This window comes from Armatimonadota bacterium (assembly GCA_016869025.1).
In the GTDB taxonomy this organism is placed as follows: Bacteria; Sysuimicrobiota; Sysuimicrobiia; order Sysuimicrobiales; family Humicultoraceae; genus VGFA01.
The window spans coordinates 50001-67829 of sequence record VGFA01000011.1; the positions used below are offsets into that span (position 1 = coordinate 50001).

A 17829-nucleotide genomic window follows, 5' to 3' on the forward strand; every position below is an offset into this window, starting at 1 on the left:
CCGGACGGACGGCGTCCTCGCGCGCCTGCTGGCGCTGTTTGCAGGCGGTTCTGTTGACATGGACCCAACGCTTCGGCCTCCAGATCGTCGCCATGAGCAGGCCCCCCCGGTCAACCCGACGCTTCCACACCCCTTTCCTGGGTCGCCCGGGCTCCTGGATCGAGTTCGCCAGGGCCTCCGCGCCCGCCACTACAGCCGGAGGACCGAACAGGCCTACGCGGCCTGGATCAAGCGGTTCGTTGAGTTCCACGGAAGTCGCGACCCCGCCCAGATGGGCGAGCGGGAGGTCAACGAGTTCCTGACCCACCTGGCTGTCAGCGGACGCGTGGCCGCCGCGACGCAGAACCAGGCCCTGGCGGCCCTGCTGTTCTTGTACGATAGCGTGCTGCATCGTCCGTTGGGCCGGGTCGAGGAAGTCGTGCGCGCAAGGCGCCCTCGACGGGTGCCGGTGGTGCTGACCCGGGAGGAGGTCAGGGCGGTGTTGGACGGCCTCGATGGGATCCCGCGCCTGGTATGCGCGCTGTTGTACGGCTCCGGGCTGCGCCTGCTGGAGTGCCTGCGCTTGAGGGTCAAGGACCTCGATTTCCAGCGCAACGAGATCACCATCCGCGACGGCAAAGGCGGCAAGGACCGGGTGACCATGCTGCCGGCAACCGCGAAGGCGCCGCTGCAGGCGCACCTTGAGAAGGTGCGTTCTCGGCACGAGAGTGACCTGGCGCTCGGCCTGGGCTGGGCCCCGCTGCCTGACGCCCTCACCCGGAAGTATCCCGGCGCCGATCGCCAGTGGGCCTGGCAGTGGGTCTTCCCGGCGTCGTCGCACTACGCCGACTCCCGCACCGGGGTGCGCCACAGGCACCATCTGCACGAGTCGGTCGTCCAGCGGACCGTGAAGGAGGCGGTGCGCCGGGCGGGGCTGACCAAGCCCGCCTCGTGCCACACCTTCCGGCATTCGTTCGCCACGCACCTCCTTGAAGACGGGTACGACATCCGAACGGTCCAGGAGTTGCTCGGGCACAAGGACGTGAAGACGACGATGATCTATACCCATGTGTTGAACTGCGGCGGGAAGGGGGTCAGAAGCCCGATGGACGGCCTGCCGCCTTGAGGCAGGCAGGAGCAGCCGGGGGTTGACCCCCTGGGATGCTAGACTGACCGGCCGGGGTGCATAACGCCTGGTAGGGGAGGCGCTGGATGGCAGGAATTCAGACAGAGCGGGCGAAGGGACGCGATGCGATTCTGGCCTCGGTCTTGTTAGGCTGACAGAGGTGGGGTGTTACACTGGTTGGTCTAAACACGAGTTGGCGGGACAGAGCTGTTGGCAGAGGTTGAAACGGTCTTGAGCAACACCCTGAAACAGGTGCAAGCGCTGGTCGCACGGGGTGAAGTGCGTGTATCACTTCACGGCTACGAGGGGCTTGCCGCGGACGCAATCCGCGTGCTGGTTCTAGAGCGAGATCGAGACGGTCGGCCGATCCACGTGGTCTGGGGCATCCCGGGGGGTCAGGGCTCACCGGCTGGTCTGATAACTGGGTACAGGCCTGACCCCGAGAAGAGGTGGATGTTGAGCTCGTGGAGGCTGAGGGAGCCTGGACGCCGTACCTGTCCTTGGAAGACGCGTACAAGCTAGACGACGTGCGAGACGCGCTGCGGGCAGGGGACATTGACCGGGCGTCGCAGACGGCGAACCGCGTCTGCCGTCTTACGCCGGTTCGAGGATGAGGAAGAATGCCCGCTAACATGCCGATGGAGCGGACGCGCGAAGACTGCGCGCCGTTCACGCGAAACGTTAGGCCGGCAAGGATGCGCCGAGCCTCCCATGGTAGACTTGGTGCGTGAGTCCTACCATCTTCAGAGCGGGCGGCCTCCGTTTCTATTTCTTCTCGCGAGAAGAGCGGCGGCTGCATGTGCATGCTCAGAGCGCACGGGGCGAGGCCTAGTTCTGGCTCGAACCCGAGATCGGATTGGCGGAAGACTACGGGCTTGGCCCACAGCTGGTGGGCAGGGCCCTACGGTTGATTCGGGAGCATGAAGATGAGATCCGGGAGGCGTGGAGAGAGCACTTTGGTCGCTGAGGTGGCCAACGTCTCGGCGAATGGCTTCTGGCTCCTACTGGATGAGCAGGAGTTGTTCGTGCCGTTCAAGCAGTTCCCCTGGTTCCGCGCGGCCACAATCGGGCAGCTTCTCAATGTCCAACGGCCCCACAAGCACCACCTCTACTGGCCGGATCTCGATGTGGACCTCGCAGTGGAGTCAATCGAACACCCGGAGCGCTACCCCCTCGTCAGCAAGGCACGGCCTAACATCGCGCTTCAACGGCCGGGTCACACGTCACGTCCCGTGCGTTCGCGAGCAACGCGCCAAGTGGCCCGCCGGTGATCGCGAACGTTAGGCGGCAAAGGCACAAAGGCTTTCCCAGAATAACGGCATCGGTGGCATAGATGAATCTAGTCCACATTGATCGCGCGAAAGGACTACAATGGAAGTGCAACTGATTGGCATGTGCGGCGCATATTGCGGCACTTGCGAATGGAAGACAAAGACCAATTGCCCCGGTTGCCTTGCAGCCAAGAGCGAGATGTTCTGGGGTGTCTGCGATGTTGCCAAATGTGCGATTGAGAAAGGGCTTCAGCATTGCGGCTTCTGTCCAGAAGCTCCCTGCGCGACTCTCCAACGGTATTTTGACAACCCCGATCATGGCGATAATGGAGAACGTTTGGGCAACCTGAAAGCATGGGCGCGAGGGCAACTCATCTACAAGGAACTCACAAAGAAGAAATGAATGACCAACAAGTCAGTTCAATAGATGCCCTGACAAGGGCCGCATCAAGAAGATCACCTGGCTGGAATTGGAAATCATGTCAGCCAAAGGCGAGGTGGTCAAGGCATACTGTGCCGCCTAGACACGAGTTAGGCTGACGATGAGTGGTAACTGCGAAACCATCGTAGTTGATGGGCAGGAGGTTCGGACCCTTCGCGATCTCCTGCCCGATCCCGCTGGCCTGAAGGTGCTTTTCGTGGCGAAGACGCCCGCGCCCGTAAGTGTGCAAGCCTGCCACTACTTTCAGGGGACTCAAGGAACGATGTTCTGGAACCGGTTGCGCAAGTACCGGATTCTCGTGCCCACCGCTTGCTTCGAGGACGACTCGCTGCTCGATCATGGCTTCGGTATCACCGACATAGTCAAGGTGCCGCGCGGGTACGGGAATGAGCCGTCGACTGCTGAGTACGTCGCCGGGATGGAGCGCATCCTCGACTTGATAGGCGAGCACCATCCGGGCGTCGTCGTCTTCGTTTACAAGAAGGTTCTCGATCAAGTGCTGCGGCTCAAGTTCGGGCTACGTAGGAAGGCGGTCTACGGCTTCAATGACGATGTGCGGAACTACTTCGGCGCACGCGTCTTCGCTTTTCCCCTACCCGGAACGCCATGCACGCGGGAGCAAGCCGCGAGCGCCATGGGCGAACTTGCCCAAGCCGTCGGCACAAGACGAGGCGCGCTACCACGGGATGTGGAGGGTCCTTAGATGGAAGCGACAAGGATCTTGATGGAAGAACACCGGATCATAGAGCGAGTTCTGGGCGCTCTGGAGTTGGCTACCCGACGATTGGAGACCGACCACCTGGTTGGGGCCGCCTTCTTTGTGGCGACGGCGGACTTCATCAAAGGCTTCGCGGATGGGTGTCACCACAAGAAAGAGGAAGATGTGCTGTTCCCGGCGATGGTGTCGGCTGGAGTGCCGAGCGGAGGAGGGTCGATCGGGGTGATGCTTGCCGAGCACGAGGAGGGCAGGCGGCTGACGCGGGCGATGCGCGGAGCCGCAGAGAAGCTGGCTGCTGGCCAGGTCGAAGCCAGAGGCGCGGTCATTGAGAATGCGAGCGCCTACATCATCTTGCTGAGGCAGCATATCGCCAAGGAGGATGGAGTCCTGTTCCCCATAGCAGAGCGGGTCATACCGCCGGCCGAGCAAGCGGAGCTGGCGGCAGCCTTCGACCGGGTCGAGCTGGAGGAGACAGGTGAGGGGGTTCACGAGAAGTACCTTGGCATGGCAGATCAGCTGGAGCAAGAGGCGAGAGGGTAGACAGGTCCTTTCCAAGCAGCGTCCAAGCGCTGCCCAAACACGAGCTAGGTTGACCGCCGCGTCTCACAATCGCGAAGAGGGAACGTCGAACCAGGGGTGGCGTATGTGGATCGCAGTACTCGTTCTGCTGCTACTCGGTGCGCAGTTGAATCTCACGGCCCTGGTGCCCCTCCAGCCCGGCGGCACCCCGCCCCCTTGGTGGGTTGGAGGCCGCCTTATCTGGCCGTTCGCCGTCGAGACGCGGACCCTTGTGCCCCCTGGGGATCTGCTGAATGCTGTCACGCCCATCCTCGGGGCCGTGGCAGGTGCGTGCCTGCTCATGGCGGGAGCGGCTCTGCTCGGCCGGTGGGTCCCGCCCAACTGGTTCCCTTGGCTGGTGACCCTTGGGGCGGTCGCGTCGATCGTGCTCCAGGTCATCTGGATTTCGCACTGGGCGGTCCTCCCGCTGCTTGTCGATGCCGCGCTGCTGTGGGCGGTGCTGGGGATGCGCGTGACCGTCGCGGCGCTCCGTGGCTAGGGGCGAGGCAGCGGGCCGCTGATGCGCCGGACGTTAGGTGGCCTCAGGGATAGGCTGGAGGACACTTGAAGGTCGGGGACTTGATTCGACCCCGGGAGAAGGACGGGTGGCGCCTGGTTCGGAACCCGGGGGAGCCATCGACAGTACAAGCATCCGAACAAGCCAGGGACTGTGACCTTGGCTGGCAAGATGAACCTGGATGTGACGCCGGGTACTCTGAACTCAATACTCAAGCAAGCGGCCCTGAAGCGGTGAGGTGCGCGACGATACGGTACATGGTAGTGATCGAGCGTGGCGAGACGAGCTGGGGAGCGCATGTGCCAGATCTCCCGGGCTGCATCGCGGTTGGGGAGACTCGTGATGAAGTGCTTCGGCTCATCCGCGAAGCGATCGGGTTTCACATCGAGGGGCTGAAGCAGGAGGGACTACCGATACCAGTGCCGAGCTCTGAGGGAGAGCTCGTTGAGGTGGGCGCCGCCTAACCCAGACATGCAGCCCGACGCGCTGGGGCCCGCGGCTGATGCCTGCCGCTGGACGCCACCCACCTCCCCGTTGCCACAGACCGATAGGCCCTGACGGGAGGCAGGCGGATATGGTCATCCTGGTCCGCGCGGCTACCTACGCTGCGCTGTTTATCGGCCTCGTGCTCGTGTTCGTGCCAGCCCGCGTGCTTTCCTGGTCGGGTGTCACCCGGCCTGCGGCGATCGGCGTGCCGCAGATGGCGGGGATGGCGCTCGGAGCCGCCGGCGCGGCGCTCGCTTTCTGGTGCATCCTCACCTTCGCGTTCGTCGGCCACGGGACTCCCGCACCTTTCGATCCGCCGCGCCGGCTGGTCGTACGGGGCCCCTACCGGGTCGTGCGCAATCCCATGTACATCGGCGCCGGGCTGGCCCTCGCCGGTGCCGCGCTCTTCTATCGCTCGGGCCCTCTGCTTGGCTACACCGCGCTGTTCTTCCTCATCACCCACCTGTTTGTGGTGTGGTACGAGGAACCGGCCCTGCGGCGGGCTTTCGGGGGCGAGTACGAGGCCTACCTCCGGCGGGTCCGCCGATGGTGGCCGACGATATGAGCCGGTCCGAAGTGTGCGCTGAGTTGTTGGGAGGAAGCGCCATGGTACTGCGCGTGGTCCCAGTGCCGGGTGACGAGGGGGATTTGCGGCCATCGTGCCCGCCCTTCCTGGGTGTATTGGCGAGGGCGAAACGCGCAGAGAAGCGCTTGCCAACATCGGATGAAGGTTCCGAGCCTGAACTACGATCAGGTGGTTCAGGCACTTCGTCGGGACGGCTGGGTTGTCGTATGCCAGCCCACCGCCCGATCAAGAGGTCCACACTTTCGCACATTCTGAAGCACGCACGGCTCACGATTGAGCGGTTCGAACGATTGCCGGGAGGCGATCTACCTTGGGCCTGCAACCCATGACGAACGCGACTTCAGCAGCACTCGAGTGGCTCCTCGACGGGGACCCGGCCATCCGCTGGCAGGCCTTGCGGGATCTGGTCGGGGCGCCGGAAAGCGTACTCGCGCGAGAGCGGAGAAGGGTAGCGCGAGACGGCTGGGGGGCTCGTCTGCTCGCCAGGCAGGACCCTGAGGGCACGTGGGCCGGCGGGCTCTACTCGCCCAAGTGGACCTCAACGACCTACACCATGCTGCTGTTACGTGACTTCGGTCTGCCAGCCAACAACCGGAAGGCGCGAAAGGCCTGCACGCTCCTCCTCGACAGAGGCCTTCAGCGCGACGGCGGCATCAACTACGGCACCTGGGCAAAGTGGACACGCCGGAGCGAGACGTGCGTTACGGGAATGGTGCTGTCCATCCTTTCCCATTTCGAGTACGACGACGACCGGCTCGATACCATTGCCGATCACCTGCTGGGGCAGCAGATGCCTGACGGCGGGTGGAATTGCCAGCGCCCGTATGGTGCAACCCACGCTTCGGTCCACACGACGATCAGCGTGCTGGAGGGCCTGCGGCTGTACGAACTGCACCCCAGACGGGGAGTGCGGGGAGTGCGGACCGCGCAGCGCCGCGGCCGTGAGTTCCTCCTGGCGCACAGGCTGTTTCGCTCCCACCGGACCGGCGAAATCATCAAGCCGGAGTTCACTCGCTTCTCTTTTCCCCCGCGGTGGCACTACGACATCCTCCGCGCCCTTGACTACCTTCAGGCCGTCAACGCGCCTCGCGACCGGCGCCTCACCGAGGCAATTGACATCGTCCGCAGCCGCCAGCGCGAGGACGGGCGCTGGTCGCTGCAGCACTCGTACAGGGGAAAGACGTATTTCGAGCTCGAACGCCTCGGCGCTCCGAGCCGGTGGAACACTCTCCGCGCGCTGCGGGTGCTGAAGTGGTGGGGGCGGTACACATGATGCTTGTTATGCCCACCGACCTACCGTACAGTAGTACTTGCGTTGATCTCTAGTAGACCCCAACAGGAGTGGGTGAACATGCCGGGTACGCACGAGAACCTGAAAGAGGCATTCGCAGGCGAGAGCCAGGCGAACCAGAAGTATCGAGCATTTGCCAGGAAGGCAGAGCAGGATGGTTTTCCAAACGTCGCCCGGCTGTTCCGTACCGCGGCCGAGGCAGAGAGGATCCATGCCGAGGGGCACTTCAACGCACTGGGTGGGATCGGGTCAACGGCCGAGAATCTTCAGGCGGCCATCGAGGGCGAAACGTACGAATACACGAAGATGTATCCCCCGATGGTTGAGCAGGCAGAGGCCGATGGTCACAAGGCGAAGCGCATGTTCGCATACGCGTCCAAAGCGGAGGCGGTTCACGCCCGGCTCTACAATCTCGCTCTGGAGGCAATTCGCCGGGGCGAGGACCTAGCGGAGAGTTCGTTCTACTTGTGTCCCGTTTGCGGGCACATCGAGTTCGGCAGCCCCCCGGACTCTTGTCCCATTTGCGGAGCGAAGGCTGAGAGGTTCGTCCAGGTATAGACGGGGCGGGCCAACGCCCGCCCCAGCTTTCCCGCCGATCGTTGACTGGCAAGGCGGCGAAAGGTAGGTGAGAGATGGGCGTCTTCAGCATGTACGAACTCATCATCATTTCCGTTGTCCTGGTTGGTTTGCTCGTTCTGTTCCTACCGGCACTCCTCGCGATAATTGACGTCGTCAGGAGTGACTTTCGCAGAGACTCCGACCGGGTCCTGTGGGCAATCATCGTACTGATGGTGCCTGTCATCGGCCCGATCCTCTACTTCCTGATTGGCCGCAAGCAGAAGCTCCACGCGTAGATGGTCTTTCACTTCTTGTCACGCTGACTGGCCGGCCGCATGGCCCGGCACACGATGGGGGGAACCGATGAAGACGCGAACCCTAGTTATCCTGCTCCTCCTGATATTCCTCTGGGCGGGGCCGGTAGTTCTCGGCCTCTACACCGACTGGCTGTGGTTCGTGGATCTCGGCTTTGCCGGGGTCTTTCGGACCAGGTTTCTTGCCCAGGCCACGCTATTTGTGCTGGGAGGGCTGCTCAGCACCGGAGCGATCCTGGGCAGCGCATTCTTCGCCCGTCGGCTGGCCGAGCAGGCCGTGGGCGCGATCGAGATGCCGGGCAGTGCTCAGATGCGCGCCATGGAACGGCCGTTCTCCCTGGCCGTGATAGGCGGCGGGCTATTCCTGGCGCTCAACATGGCAGGGGTTTCCGCAGCCCGATGGGAGCACGTGCTCCGGTTCTTGCGCGCCGCTCCGTTTGGCACGACCGACCCACTGTTCGGCCTCGACATCGGGTTTTTCGTCTTCACCCTTCCTGTCTACCGGTTCCTCCAGGGATGGTTCCTGACGGTAGTACTGCTAGCCCTGGCCGCTGCGGTCGCGGTGTACGCGTTCCGGATCGTCTTCCCTCAAGTGCAGATGCCGCTGGAGGGTGAGACGGAGTTCCGTCCGGCGGCGCCGATCAACATCATTGTCTCCCGTCCAATGCGCGTGCATCTCTTCGGTCTGGGCGCTTTGCTCCTCGTCTTCCTGGCGTGGGGCCACTGGCTGGCGGTCTACGACCTGGTCTACTCTCCACGCGGGGCCTCATTCGGCGCTTCGTATGCGGACGTCCACGCCCGGCTCCCGGCGCTGCGGCTGCAGGCCGTGATGGCCCTGGTCGCGGCCGGCCTGGTCGGGATCTCGGCGTTCCGGCAGGGATACCGCCTGGCGATTGTCGGCGCGGTGGCGTGGATCGGGACAGGTCTAGTTGCGGGCGGCATCTACCCGGCCATGGTCAACCGGTTCGTCGTGCAACCGCAGGAGCTCGAGCGCGAGCGGCCCTACATCGAGAGGACCATTCGCATGACGCGGGAGGGATACGCGCTCGACCGTATCGCGGAGGCCCCGATTGGGGGCGAGGAGATGGTTACCACTGCGGACCTAGCGCGGGCGCCCGCCACCGTGGCCAACATCCGCCTGTGGGACCCGGACCCCCTGCTCATCACGTACAACCAGATACAGAGCATCCGGCTCTACTACGACTTCGTTGACGTGGACGTTGACCGGTACACCCTGGACGGACGCTACCGCCAGGTGATGCTGGCCGCGCGTGAGCTCTCGCCCGAGAAGCTGACCGCCCAGGCCCAAACATGGGTGAACCGCCGGCTGCAGTTCACGCACGGCTACGGTGTTGCCATGAGCCCGGTGAACGAGCTGACACCGGAGGGGCTGCCCACGCTTTTCCTGCAGGACGTGCCGCCCATAGGCAAGCTCCGCGTGGACCAGCCCGAGGTCTACTACGGCGAGAAGAGCCGGGAGTACGTGATCGTGCGCACGCGGTTTCCTGAGTTCAACTACCCTAAGGGCGACGAGAACGTCTACACTACCTACCAGGGCAAGACTGGCGTGGCGCTGGGCTCGCCTCTCCGCCGCCTGCTCTTCGCCTGGCGCTTCCGGGACATCAACATACTCATTTCCGACGCGGTCACGCCCGAGAGCGTAATACTCTACCACCGTAACATCGCCGAGCGCGTTGCCAGGCTGGTACCTTTCCTACGGCTCGATGGAGATCCATACGTGGTCGTTGCCGATGGCCGGCTCTTCTGGGTTCTTGACGCCTACACGTACACAGATCGCTACCCTTACTCGCAGCCGTCGAGGGAGGGGTTCAACTACGTCCGCAACAGCGTGAAGGCCGTTGTGGATGCCTACAACGGCACTGTCGCGCTCTACGTCGCCGAGCCGGGCGACGCCATGATCCAGACGTACGCGCGCATCTTCCCTGGGCTGTTTCAGCCCCTGGCAGATCTTCCGGCCTCGCTCCGGCCGCACCTGCGGTACCCGCAGGACATCTTCGCGGTTCAGGCCGAGATGTACCGGGTCTTCCACATGCAGGATCCACGCGTTTTCTACAACAAGGAAGACATGTGGATTCTTCCTCAGGAGGTCTACACCGACAAGCCCGTCGAGATGAAGCCGTACTACATCATATTGCGCCTGCCCGGGGTGGCCGCCGAGGAGTACGTGCTCATAATGCCGTTCACCCCGCCGGGCAAGCAGAACATGATCACCTGGCTCGCGGCCCGATCAGACGGCGAGCACTACGGCAAGCTCCTGGCCTTCCGATATCCCAAGGACAAGCTGGTCTACGGGCCGATGCAGATCGAAGCGCGCATCAATCAGGATCCCAGGATCTCCGAGCAGTTCACGCTCTGGAACCAGGGCGGCAACCGGGTGATCCGGGGGAACATGATCGTGATTCCAATCGGGCAGTCGAACCTGTACGTGGAGCCGATATACCTTCAGGCAGAGCAGGGGCGGCTGCCTGAGATGAAGCGCGTGGTGCTGGCCAGCGGCAACCGGGTCGCCATGGCGCCCACGGTGAGCATGGCGCTGCAGGCCCTCCTGGCCGGGCAGGATGCTCCTGTTGCAGTGACCGATCGGCCGCCAGTGAAGGCCCCGGTAGGTGCGAAGCCATCCGGTCCTGGGGTAACCGATTCCCAGAGCATCCTCCGATCGCTGATGGAGCGCCAGGGGCGCCTCATGGAGGAACTCAAGGCACTTGACGCCGATCTGCGCCGGCTCCTCGAAGTGTTGAACCGGGAAAGGTAGCGCTTCGGTTGTGATCCATTGAAGCAGACGGCGTTCCAGGACTGCTATCCCGACGAGCTGAGCCACTGCTACGGCTGCGGCCGGCTCAACGAGCAGGGTCTGCAACTCAAGAGCCGCTGGGAGGGGGAGGAGGCCGTCGCGGTCTTCTTCCCCCGGCCGTACCACGTCGCGATCCCAGGCTATGTCTACGGCGGGCTCATCGCCTCGTTGATCGACTGCCACGGCACCGGCACGGCCGCGGCTGCCGCGTACAGGGCCGAGGGACGGGAGATGGGCACGGAACCGGCATTTCGCTTCGTCACTGCGTCCCTGCACGTGGACTACCTGCGGCCGACGCCGCTGGGCGCGCCTCTGGAGATCCGGGGGCAGGTGAAGGAGATCAAGGGCCGCAAGGTCGTGGTGACCGCAACGGTCTCAGCCGAGGGCGTGATCTGCGCGCGCGGCGAGGTCGTGGCCGTTCAGATGCCGGAGCAGATGAAGCCCGAGTAGTCACGCGAGGAGGAGTGCACATGGGAGTATCAGCAGTCCCACCACGGAGCGCCATCGCCGTCGAGCACACCTGGGATGCCGCGAGCATCTTCCCGAACGACGACGCCTGGGAGGCCGCGTTTCGCGGGATCGTAGACGGGCTCCCGGCGCTGGAGGCCTTCAGAGGCCGCCTTGGCGATGGTGCGGGGACCCTGGCCGACTGGCTCGAGGCGATGCAGGCCGCCTTCCGCACGCTCTGGCAGGTTGTCGCGTACGCCACCATGGGCCACAGCGTGGACAAGACCGACCAGGCGGCCTCTGCCAGGCACGACCGGGCACGCGGGTTGCTGGCCAGGGTCACGGCGAAGGTGGCGTTTGCCGAGCCCGAGATCATTGCCCTGGGGTTCGACAATCTGCGCCGCTGGATTGCCGAGGAGCCGCGCCTGGCGATATACGCGCACTACGTTGACCGGCTGGCGCGGCGTGCGCCTCACGTGCGTTCGCCGGAGGTGGAGGAGCTCCTGGGTTTTGTTGCGGATCCCTTCCGGGCAGCCGCGGCGACGCATGGGATTCTCGCGGACGCCGACCTTGTCTTCCCGCCTGCCCGCACCTCCGCCGGTGAGCCGGTGGAGGTCGCCCAGGGCAACCTGCGGGTGCTGCTCTCGCACGAGGACCGGGAGGTGCGGAGGACCGCGTGGGAGGGTTACGCGGACGCCCATCTGGCGCACCGGCACGCGATGGCCAACTGCCTGTCGGCCGGCGTGAAGCAGGCCGTGTTCATGGCCAGGGCGCGACGGTACGGCTCGGCTCTCGAAGCTTCGCTGCTGGCCAATGACATCCCGGTTGACGTCTTCCACAACCTGATTGCGACCTTCCGCCGCCACCTGCCGACCTGGCACCGCTATTGGGGCGTGCGCCGCCGCGCCCTCGGGTACGAGCGGCTGGGCGTGTACGACGAGCGGGCGCCGCTTGGTGCGCAAGAGCCCCGTGTCACGTTTCCGCAGGCGGTCGAGTGGATCGCGCAGGGATTGGCACCCCTCGGCGACGAGTACGTCTCGACGCTGCGGCGCGGGACGCTCGAGCAGCGATGGGTGGATCTCTATCCGAACCGCGGTAAGCAGTCCGGCGCCTTCTCCATGGGTGCACCCGGCACGCACCCGTTCATCCTGATGAGCTACAGCGACGACATCTACAGCGCCAGCACCCTGGCCCACGAGCTCGGGCACTCGATGCACTCGCACTTCGCGTGGCGCACCCAGCCGTTGATCTACGCTCGATACCCGTTGTTCCTGGCCGAGGTTGCCTCGAACTTCAACCAGGCCATGCTCCGCGCTTACCTGCTGGCTACCCAGAGCGATCCCGGGTTCCAGATCGCCGTGATCGAAGAGGCGATGGCCAACTTCCACCGCTACTTCTTCATCATGCCGACGCTCGCCCGGTTCGAGCTGGAGATCCACGAGCGGGTCGAGCGCGGAGGAGCCCTGACATCGCAGGACCTGACGGCGCTCATGGCCGATCTGTTTCGCGAGGCGTACGGGGACGAGGTGGAGATTGACGCCGACCGCGTCGGCGTGACCTGGGCCACCTTCCACACGCACCTCTACATCAGCTTCTACGTCTTCCAGTACGCTACGGGGATCGCCGCGGCGCACGCGCTGGCCGGCGACGTCCTCTCGGGCGTGCCGGGCGCTTCTGAGCGCTATCTCGAGTTCCTATCGGCCGGCGGATCGAGGTATCCTCTCGACGCTCTAAAGAAGGCAGGTGTTGATATGGTCTCCCCTGAGCCGGTGGAGCGGGCGTTTGGGACCCTCTCCCAGATGGTGGACCGGTTGGAGGGCTGCCTGACGCAGATGAAGGCCAATAGCCGTGGATAGCGACGCCCGTCGCAGGATACGAGAGCTGTCGTCACTGATTGGGAACACTCCCCTCCTGGCGATCGAGTTCCTCTTCAGGGGGCGCAGGCGCACGCTCTACGCCAAGGCCGAGAACCTGAACATGACCGGCAGCATCAAGGACCGGATGGCCCTCCACGTGATGGAGCAGGGCTATGCCATGGGCCTCCTCAAGCCCGGATACACGATCGCAGAGGCAACGAGCGGCAACACGGGCATCGCCTTTGCCGCCATAGGCCGAGCCCTGGGGCATCCGGTCGTCGTCTTCATGCCGGACTGGATGAGCGCGGAGCGGGTCAATCTCATCCGGAGCCTGGGTGCCAGGATCGTCCTCGTGAGCAGGGAAGAGGGAGGATTCCTCGGCAGCATCCGCCGCTCAGAGGAACTGGCGGAGAAGACCGATGGGGTCTTCCTTCCCAGGCAGTTCTCAAACCTGGACAACATAGAAGCCCACTACAGGACCACCGGCCCAGAGATATGGTGGCAGATGAGGTTCCGCTCGGTTCGTCCCGATGCTTTCGTCGCCGGTGTTGGGACAGGCGGCACAGTAATGGGAACCGGGCGCTTCCTGAGGGAGAAATACCCCGGCGTCAAGGTCCATCCCCTGGAACCGTCCAGCTCCCCAACGCTCTCAACCGGTCACAAGGTAGGGAAGCACCGGATTCAGGGGATATCCGACGAGTTCATCCCGCCCATCGTGGATCTGAGTTCGCTGGATTCGGTGGTCAGCGTGGACGACGGGGACGCGATTCTCATGGCACAGAAGCTCGCCGCCGAGCTCGGGCTCGGGGTCGGGATCTCCTCGGGGGCGAACTTCCTGGGTGCCCTCCGGGTCCAGAACGACCTCGGCGGCGATGCGGTCGTGGTTACCATCTTCTCCGACGACAACAAGAAGTACCTCAGCACCGATCTGCTGAGAGAGGAGCCCGTGAGAGACGGTTTCCTTTCCCCGGAAGTGAGACTCCTGGAGGTACGGGCCCTAAAGCGGGTGTGCTATACGTGCTGCGATCCGCAGGCGTGCCTGGAGGTGGCTTCCTCGGGGATCGCGGAGGAGAACCCCCCGCCGCGCTGTCCCATGAGGCCCTGCTCCATGTCGTCGTAGGGGGAAGAACCCCTTCCTGGTCGAATAGCACTCCAGCAAGGATGCCACGCAGAGGAGGTCCGCAGTGATGACGCACAGGCGTGCCGCCGCGCTCATCGCGGTTGTGCTTATGGTGGGAATGGTAGGGGCGATGGCCCAGGCCGGCCCGGCGCCCAGGAAACTGATCTTAGGAATGGTGCCGTCGCGCGAGATCGGCCGCATGATGGAGAACCTGGGGCCGCTCTCAAAGATGCTGTCCGACCGGATAGGCATTCCGGTGGAGGCGGTTGTGACGACCAACTTCACCGGGTTGATCGAGGCGATGGGCACAGGCAAGGCCGATATAGGCATCTTCGGGCCGTTCGCCCTGGTGCTGGCCCAGGAGCGGCACAAGGTGACAATCATCGCCAAGTCCATTCGCCGCACGCGCGGCCACTTCGTCACCAGCTACAACTCGGCGATCAACGTGCGGGTGGACTCCCCATTCAAGACGTTGGCCGATCTCAAGGGGCGCCGGTTCGCGTTCGTGGACCCGGCCTCGGCCTCGGGATACCTGTTCCCGTACATGATGCTGGTGGATGCCGGGATCAATCCCGATCGTGATCTGCGCACCATCTTTGCCGGGTCGCATGACGCGGCCATAGTGGCGGTCTACAAGAAGGATGTGGACGCCAGCGCCACCCACGACAATGCGATCCCAGACTCGGTCCGCGAGATGCCCGACGTCGAGCAGGTGGTCAAGATCCTGGTCCGGAGCGCCCCGATCCCCAACGACGGGGTGGCGGTCCGGCGCGGGCTGCCCGACGATCTCGTGACAAAGATCCAGGAGGCCTTCGTGGATCTGGGCAAGACCGCCGACGGCGTGCGCCTGCTCGACGCGCTCTACAACGTGATTGGCTACGCGAAGTCGGACGGTTCCGAGTTCGAGATCATTCGCAAGACCTACAACGTCATGCGCGACAAGATCCGCATTTGACCGCGCCACAGATCGAACTGCGCGGGGTTGAGGTCCATTTCCCTGGCGGGGTCCAGGCCCTGCGCGGTGTAGACCTCAGCGTCCTTCGCGGCGAGTTTGTCGCGATTGTTGGGCTGAGCGGTGCCGGCAAGTCAACCCTGCTGCGCACCGTCAACCGCCTGGTGGAGCCGACCGCCGGGTCGGTATGGTTCGAGGGCGAGGACCTGACCGCCGCAGCGCCGGCGCGCCTGCTCGAAGTGCGCGCGCAGATTGGTATGATCTTCCAGACGTTCAACCTGGTCAGGCGGTCATCTGTATTGCGCAACGTGCTGGCTGGCCGCGTGGGCCGCATGCCCACCTGGCGGGCGCTGCTGGGCTGGTTCCCCAGGCGCGACCTGGAGATCGTGCACGGGGCGCTGCGCAAGCTCGACATTCAGGACAAGGCCTTTGTCCGGGCCGACGTGCTCAGTGGCGGCCAGCAGCAGCGCGTGGGCATCGCGCGGGCGCTGGCTCAGGAGCCGAAGGTGATCCTGGCCGATGAGCCGGTGGCATCGCTGGACCCGCCCACCTCGCACATGGTGATGCGCGATCTGCGGCGCATCAACCAGGAGGGCATCACAGTCCTGATCAACCTGCACTTCATTGACCTGGCGCGGGAGTACGCTCAACGGGTTGTGGGACTGCGCGACGGGCAGGTGGTCTACGACGGGCCCGCCGGCGAGGTGGACGACGCCACCTTCGAGCAGATCTACGGCCGGGCGCTCAAGGCCGACGACTTCCGGGGAGCAGACGCTGAAGGCTAGGTTCACACTCGTATTCCTGGCGACGGCCGGCCTATACCTGTGGAGCGCGGTGGGGATCGGCGCCTCCCCCCGAGTTGTCTGGGAGGGGCTGCCGAGTTTCTACAAGCTCATGGGCGATCTGTTCCCGCCCAACTGGACCGTGCTACCCGCTCTGGTCCAGCCCGCGGTGCAGACGCTCCAGATGGCCCTGGTAGGCACAACCCAGGGTGCGCTGCTCTCCGTGCCGCTGATCCTGCTCGCTTCTCGGAACGTGACGCGCCAGGCCTGGCTCTACTACGGCGCGCGGGGAATCTTGAACCTGCTGCGCACGGTACCTGAGTTGCTGTACGCGGCCATTCTTGTAGCCGCGGTGGGGATCGGGCCGTTCGCCGGCATCCTGGCCCTGACCGTCTTCTCCGTGGCGATCATCGCGAAGCTGACCAGCGAGAGCCTGGAAGCCATTGACCCGGGGCCGATGGAGGCCCTGGAGGCGGCCGGGGCCAACCGTCTGAAGATGGTGCGCTACGCGGTTGTGCCGCAGGTCCTGCCGGCCTACCTGAGTTACACTCTGTTCGTCTTCGAGATAAACGTGCGCGTCTCTTTCGTGCTGGGCCTTGTGGGCGCCGGGGGAATCGGGCAGCTTCTTCTGACCGCGCTCAATCTGTTTCGATATCAGAGCGCCACGGTGATCATCCTGGTTACGCTTGCGGCCGTCATCACGATTGACGCCATCAGCGTCCGCGTCCGGCAGGCCATCGTGTGAAGACAAACGTGGCCGGACTGGTCGAGCCGGGGCGATGGAGACTCTGGGCCGGCGCCGGGCTGTTCGCCGTTGCGTTCATCTGGTCGGCCCAGGGAGTGGAGGCCAGTCTGCCCCGGCTCATCGAGGGCCTACCGCTGCTGGCGCGCATCGTGGCGCTTATGCTCGTCCCGGACTGGTCCTGGGCCGGTCGCTCGCTGTCGGGCATGGTTGTTTCGGTGCAGGTCGCGCTGCTGGGCACCACCATCGGCATGCTGCTGGCCTTCCCGCTGGCGTTCCTGGCATCGCGGAACATCAGTCCCCACGCCGCCTCGAGCTACCTGGGCAAGCAGGTGCTCAACCTGATCCGTACCTTCCCCGAGATCATCCTGGCCGTTTTCTTCGTCGCGGCCTACGGTCCTAGCGCACTGGCGGGGATGATGGCGATCGGGCTGCACTCCACCGGCAGCCTGGGCAAGTTGTACGCCGAGGTGGTTGAGACGATAGACCCGGGCCCGCTGGAAGCCCTCCGGGCCGCCGGGGCGAACCGGGCCAAGGTCTTCTGGTACGCGGTCATGCCCCAGGTCCTGCCCGAGTTTCTGGCGCTGTCGCTCTACCGGTTTGAGATCAACGCGCGCGCCGCGACCGTCCTGGGGCTGGTGGGGGCCGGCGGGATAGGCACGATCATGGTTCAGGCCTTGCAGTTCCGGCGATGGGAAATCGTAGGGATGGCCCTGATTGTGATCATCGTGGTCGTGACCCTGATTGACACGGCCAGCGCTGCCCTGCGGCGGCGGCTGGTCTGAGACCTCCCCCTGCAGGAAGCGGCCGGCCGGGCGGGAAACTGTGTCTGCACACCTAATCGGAGGTGAGTGCCGTGGTCTCAGCGGTGGTGCTGCTCAAGACCAGTCCTGGCCAGGCCCGCAAGGCGGCGATTGCCATCCGGAAGATCAGGGGTGTCCGGGAGGTGCACGTCGTTACCGGCCCCTACGACATCATCTGCACGACCGAGGCGGGCGACATGGCGGCGCTCGCCGACACGGTGATCTCCAGGATCCAGCGGACCGCGGGCGTGACCGACTCGCTCACCTGCCTGGTCGTGTAGTGGGGCGGCGCCGGGAAGTCGCGGCCGCCAGGGTGCAACAGGCCAACGATTCTGTCACGGCCTACGATTCAGACATAAGTTCGGATAGAGGCTGAAGCGGGCTTCCGGCGGGTATTCCAGCCAGTAGGGGCGGGGTCGTCAACAAGAACCTTGACGACCTCGTGCTTTTCACCTAGGATCAGGGTAGT

21 protein-coding genes and 3 pseudogenes are annotated in these 17829 nt (G+C 64.5%); all 24 read left to right on the forward strand.

Going from position 1 to position 17829, the window contains the following annotated elements:
* Positions 1–58: 58 nt before the first annotated feature.
* The 24 genes and pseudogenes from FJX73_07625 to FJX73_07740 all read left to right on the forward strand — a co-directional run bounded on the left by FJX73_07625 (position 59) and on the right by FJX73_07740 (position 17641).
* Positions 59–1105, forward strand: coding sequence for an integron integrase (locus FJX73_07625; GenBank protein MBM3470644.1), 1047 nt, complete (start codon positions 59–61; stop codon positions 1103–1105).
* Positions 1106–1336: 231 nt separating this feature from the next.
* Positions 1337–1627: a DUF4258 domain-containing protein gene (locus tag FJX73_07630; GenBank protein ID MBM3470645.1), complete on the forward strand. Its 291-nt coding sequence runs from the start codon at positions 1337–1339 to the stop codon at positions 1625–1627.
* A 205-nt stretch (positions 1628–1832) separates the two neighbouring features.
* Positions 1833–2072: pseudogene (locus FJX73_07635) on the forward strand (DUF4160 domain-containing protein).
* Entirely contained in the window at positions 2032–2376 is a 345-nt protein-coding gene (locus FJX73_07640; protein MBM3470646.1) for a DUF2442 domain-containing protein, read from the forward strand. The pseudogene FJX73_07635 and the gene FJX73_07640 overlap by 41 nt, the downstream one beginning before the upstream one ends.
* A gap of 100 nt (positions 2377–2476) precedes the next feature.
* The gene (locus FJX73_07645; protein ID MBM3470647.1) at positions 2477–2779 is read left to right on the forward strand and encodes a DUF3795 domain-containing protein; all 303 of its coding nucleotides are present in this window, start codon (positions 2477–2479) and stop codon (positions 2777–2779) included.
* A 139-nt stretch (positions 2780–2918) separates the two neighbouring features.
* Positions 2919–3521 (forward strand): hypothetical protein, encoded by a 603-nt coding sequence (locus FJX73_07650; protein MBM3470648.1) that lies wholly within the window; start codon positions 2919–2921, stop codon positions 3519–3521.
* Positions 3522–4076, forward strand: coding sequence for a hemerythrin (locus FJX73_07655; protein MBM3470649.1), 555 nt, complete (start codon positions 3522–3524; stop codon positions 4074–4076). It abuts the gene before it with no gap.
* A 103-nt stretch (positions 4077–4179) separates the two neighbouring features.
* Positions 4180–4593, forward strand: coding sequence for a hypothetical protein (locus tag FJX73_07660; GenBank protein ID MBM3470650.1), 414 nt, complete (start codon positions 4180–4182; stop codon positions 4591–4593).
* A 65-nt stretch (positions 4594–4658) separates the two neighbouring features.
* A pseudogene (locus tag FJX73_07665) lies at positions 4659–4848 on the forward strand (addiction module toxin, HicA family).
* An 11-nt stretch (positions 4849–4859) separates the two neighbouring features.
* Positions 4860–5075 carry a type II toxin-antitoxin system HicB family antitoxin gene (locus FJX73_07670; GenBank protein MBM3470651.1) on the forward strand — a complete coding sequence of 72 codons (216 nt, stop codon included), beginning with the start codon at positions 4860–4862 and terminating at the stop codon, positions 5073–5075.
* A gap of 38 nt (positions 5076–5113) precedes the next feature.
* Positions 5114–5662: an isoprenylcysteine carboxylmethyltransferase family protein gene (locus FJX73_07675; protein ID MBM3470652.1), complete on the forward strand. Its 549-nt coding sequence runs from the start codon at positions 5114–5116 to the stop codon at positions 5660–5662.
* 159 nt (positions 5663–5821) lie between these two features.
* A pseudogene (locus tag FJX73_07680) lies at positions 5822–6012 on the forward strand (hypothetical protein).
* The gene (locus FJX73_07685) at positions 6009–6956 is read left to right on the forward strand and encodes a terpene cyclase/mutase family protein (GenBank protein MBM3470653.1); all 948 of its coding nucleotides are present in this window, start codon (positions 6009–6011) and stop codon (positions 6954–6956) included. Before FJX73_07680 ends, FJX73_07685 begins: the two are co-directional and overlap by 4 nt.
* A 78-nt stretch (positions 6957–7034) precedes the next feature.
* Positions 7035–7532, forward strand: a complete 498-nt coding sequence (locus tag FJX73_07690) for a rubrerythrin family protein (GenBank protein MBM3470654.1) — start codon at positions 7035–7037, stop codon at positions 7530–7532.
* 89 nt (positions 7533–7621) lie between these two features.
* The gene (locus FJX73_07695; protein ID MBM3470655.1) at positions 7622–7828 is read left to right on the forward strand and encodes a PLDc_N domain-containing protein; all 207 of its coding nucleotides are present in this window, start codon (positions 7622–7624) and stop codon (positions 7826–7828) included.
* Between the two features lie 67 nt (positions 7829–7895).
* Positions 7896–10619 carry a UPF0182 family protein gene (locus FJX73_07700; protein MBM3470656.1) on the forward strand — a complete coding sequence of 908 codons (2724 nt, stop codon included), beginning with the start codon at positions 7896–7898 and terminating at the stop codon, positions 10617–10619.
* Positions 10620–10637: 18 nt separating this feature from the next.
* Positions 10638–11108: a PaaI family thioesterase gene (locus FJX73_07705; protein MBM3470657.1), complete on the forward strand. Its 471-nt coding sequence runs from the start codon at positions 10638–10640 to the stop codon at positions 11106–11108.
* Between the two features lie 20 nt (positions 11109–11128).
* The gene (pepF, locus tag FJX73_07710; protein ID MBM3470658.1) at positions 11129–12961 is read left to right on the forward strand and encodes an oligoendopeptidase F; all 1833 of its coding nucleotides are present in this window, start codon (positions 11129–11131) and stop codon (positions 12959–12961) included.
* Entirely contained in the window at positions 12954–14081 is a 1128-nt protein-coding gene (locus tag FJX73_07715; protein MBM3470659.1) for a PLP-dependent cysteine synthase family protein, read from the forward strand. Before pepF ends, FJX73_07715 begins: the two co-directional genes overlap by 8 nt.
* A gap of 67 nt (positions 14082–14148) precedes the next feature.
* A complete protein-coding gene (locus FJX73_07720; GenBank protein ID MBM3470660.1) occupies positions 14149–15036 on the forward strand; it encodes a phosphate/phosphite/phosphonate ABC transporter substrate-binding protein in 888 nt (295 codons plus the stop codon).
* An 11-nt stretch (positions 15037–15047) separates the two neighbouring features.
* Positions 15048–15818, forward strand: a complete 771-nt coding sequence (gene phnC / locus FJX73_07725) for a phosphonate ABC transporter ATP-binding protein (protein MBM3470661.1) — start codon at positions 15048–15050, stop codon at positions 15816–15818.
* On the forward strand, positions 15688–16560 hold the full coding sequence (gene phnE, locus FJX73_07730) for a phosphonate ABC transporter, permease protein PhnE (GenBank protein ID MBM3470662.1): 873 nt from the start codon (positions 15688–15690) through the stop codon (positions 16558–16560). Before phnC ends, phnE (FJX73_07730) begins: the two co-directional genes overlap by 131 nt.
* Complete coding sequence (phnE, locus tag FJX73_07735) at positions 16557–17342, forward strand: phosphonate ABC transporter, permease protein PhnE (protein MBM3470663.1); 786 nt, start codon at positions 16557–16559, stop codon at positions 17340–17342. Before phnE (FJX73_07730) ends, phnE (FJX73_07735) begins: the two co-directional genes overlap by 4 nt.
* A gap of 62 nt (positions 17343–17404) precedes the next feature.
* A complete protein-coding gene (locus tag FJX73_07740; GenBank protein ID MBM3470664.1) occupies positions 17405–17641 on the forward strand; it encodes an Lrp/AsnC family transcriptional regulator in 237 nt (78 codons plus the stop codon).
* Positions 17642–17829: the final 188 nt, after the last annotated feature.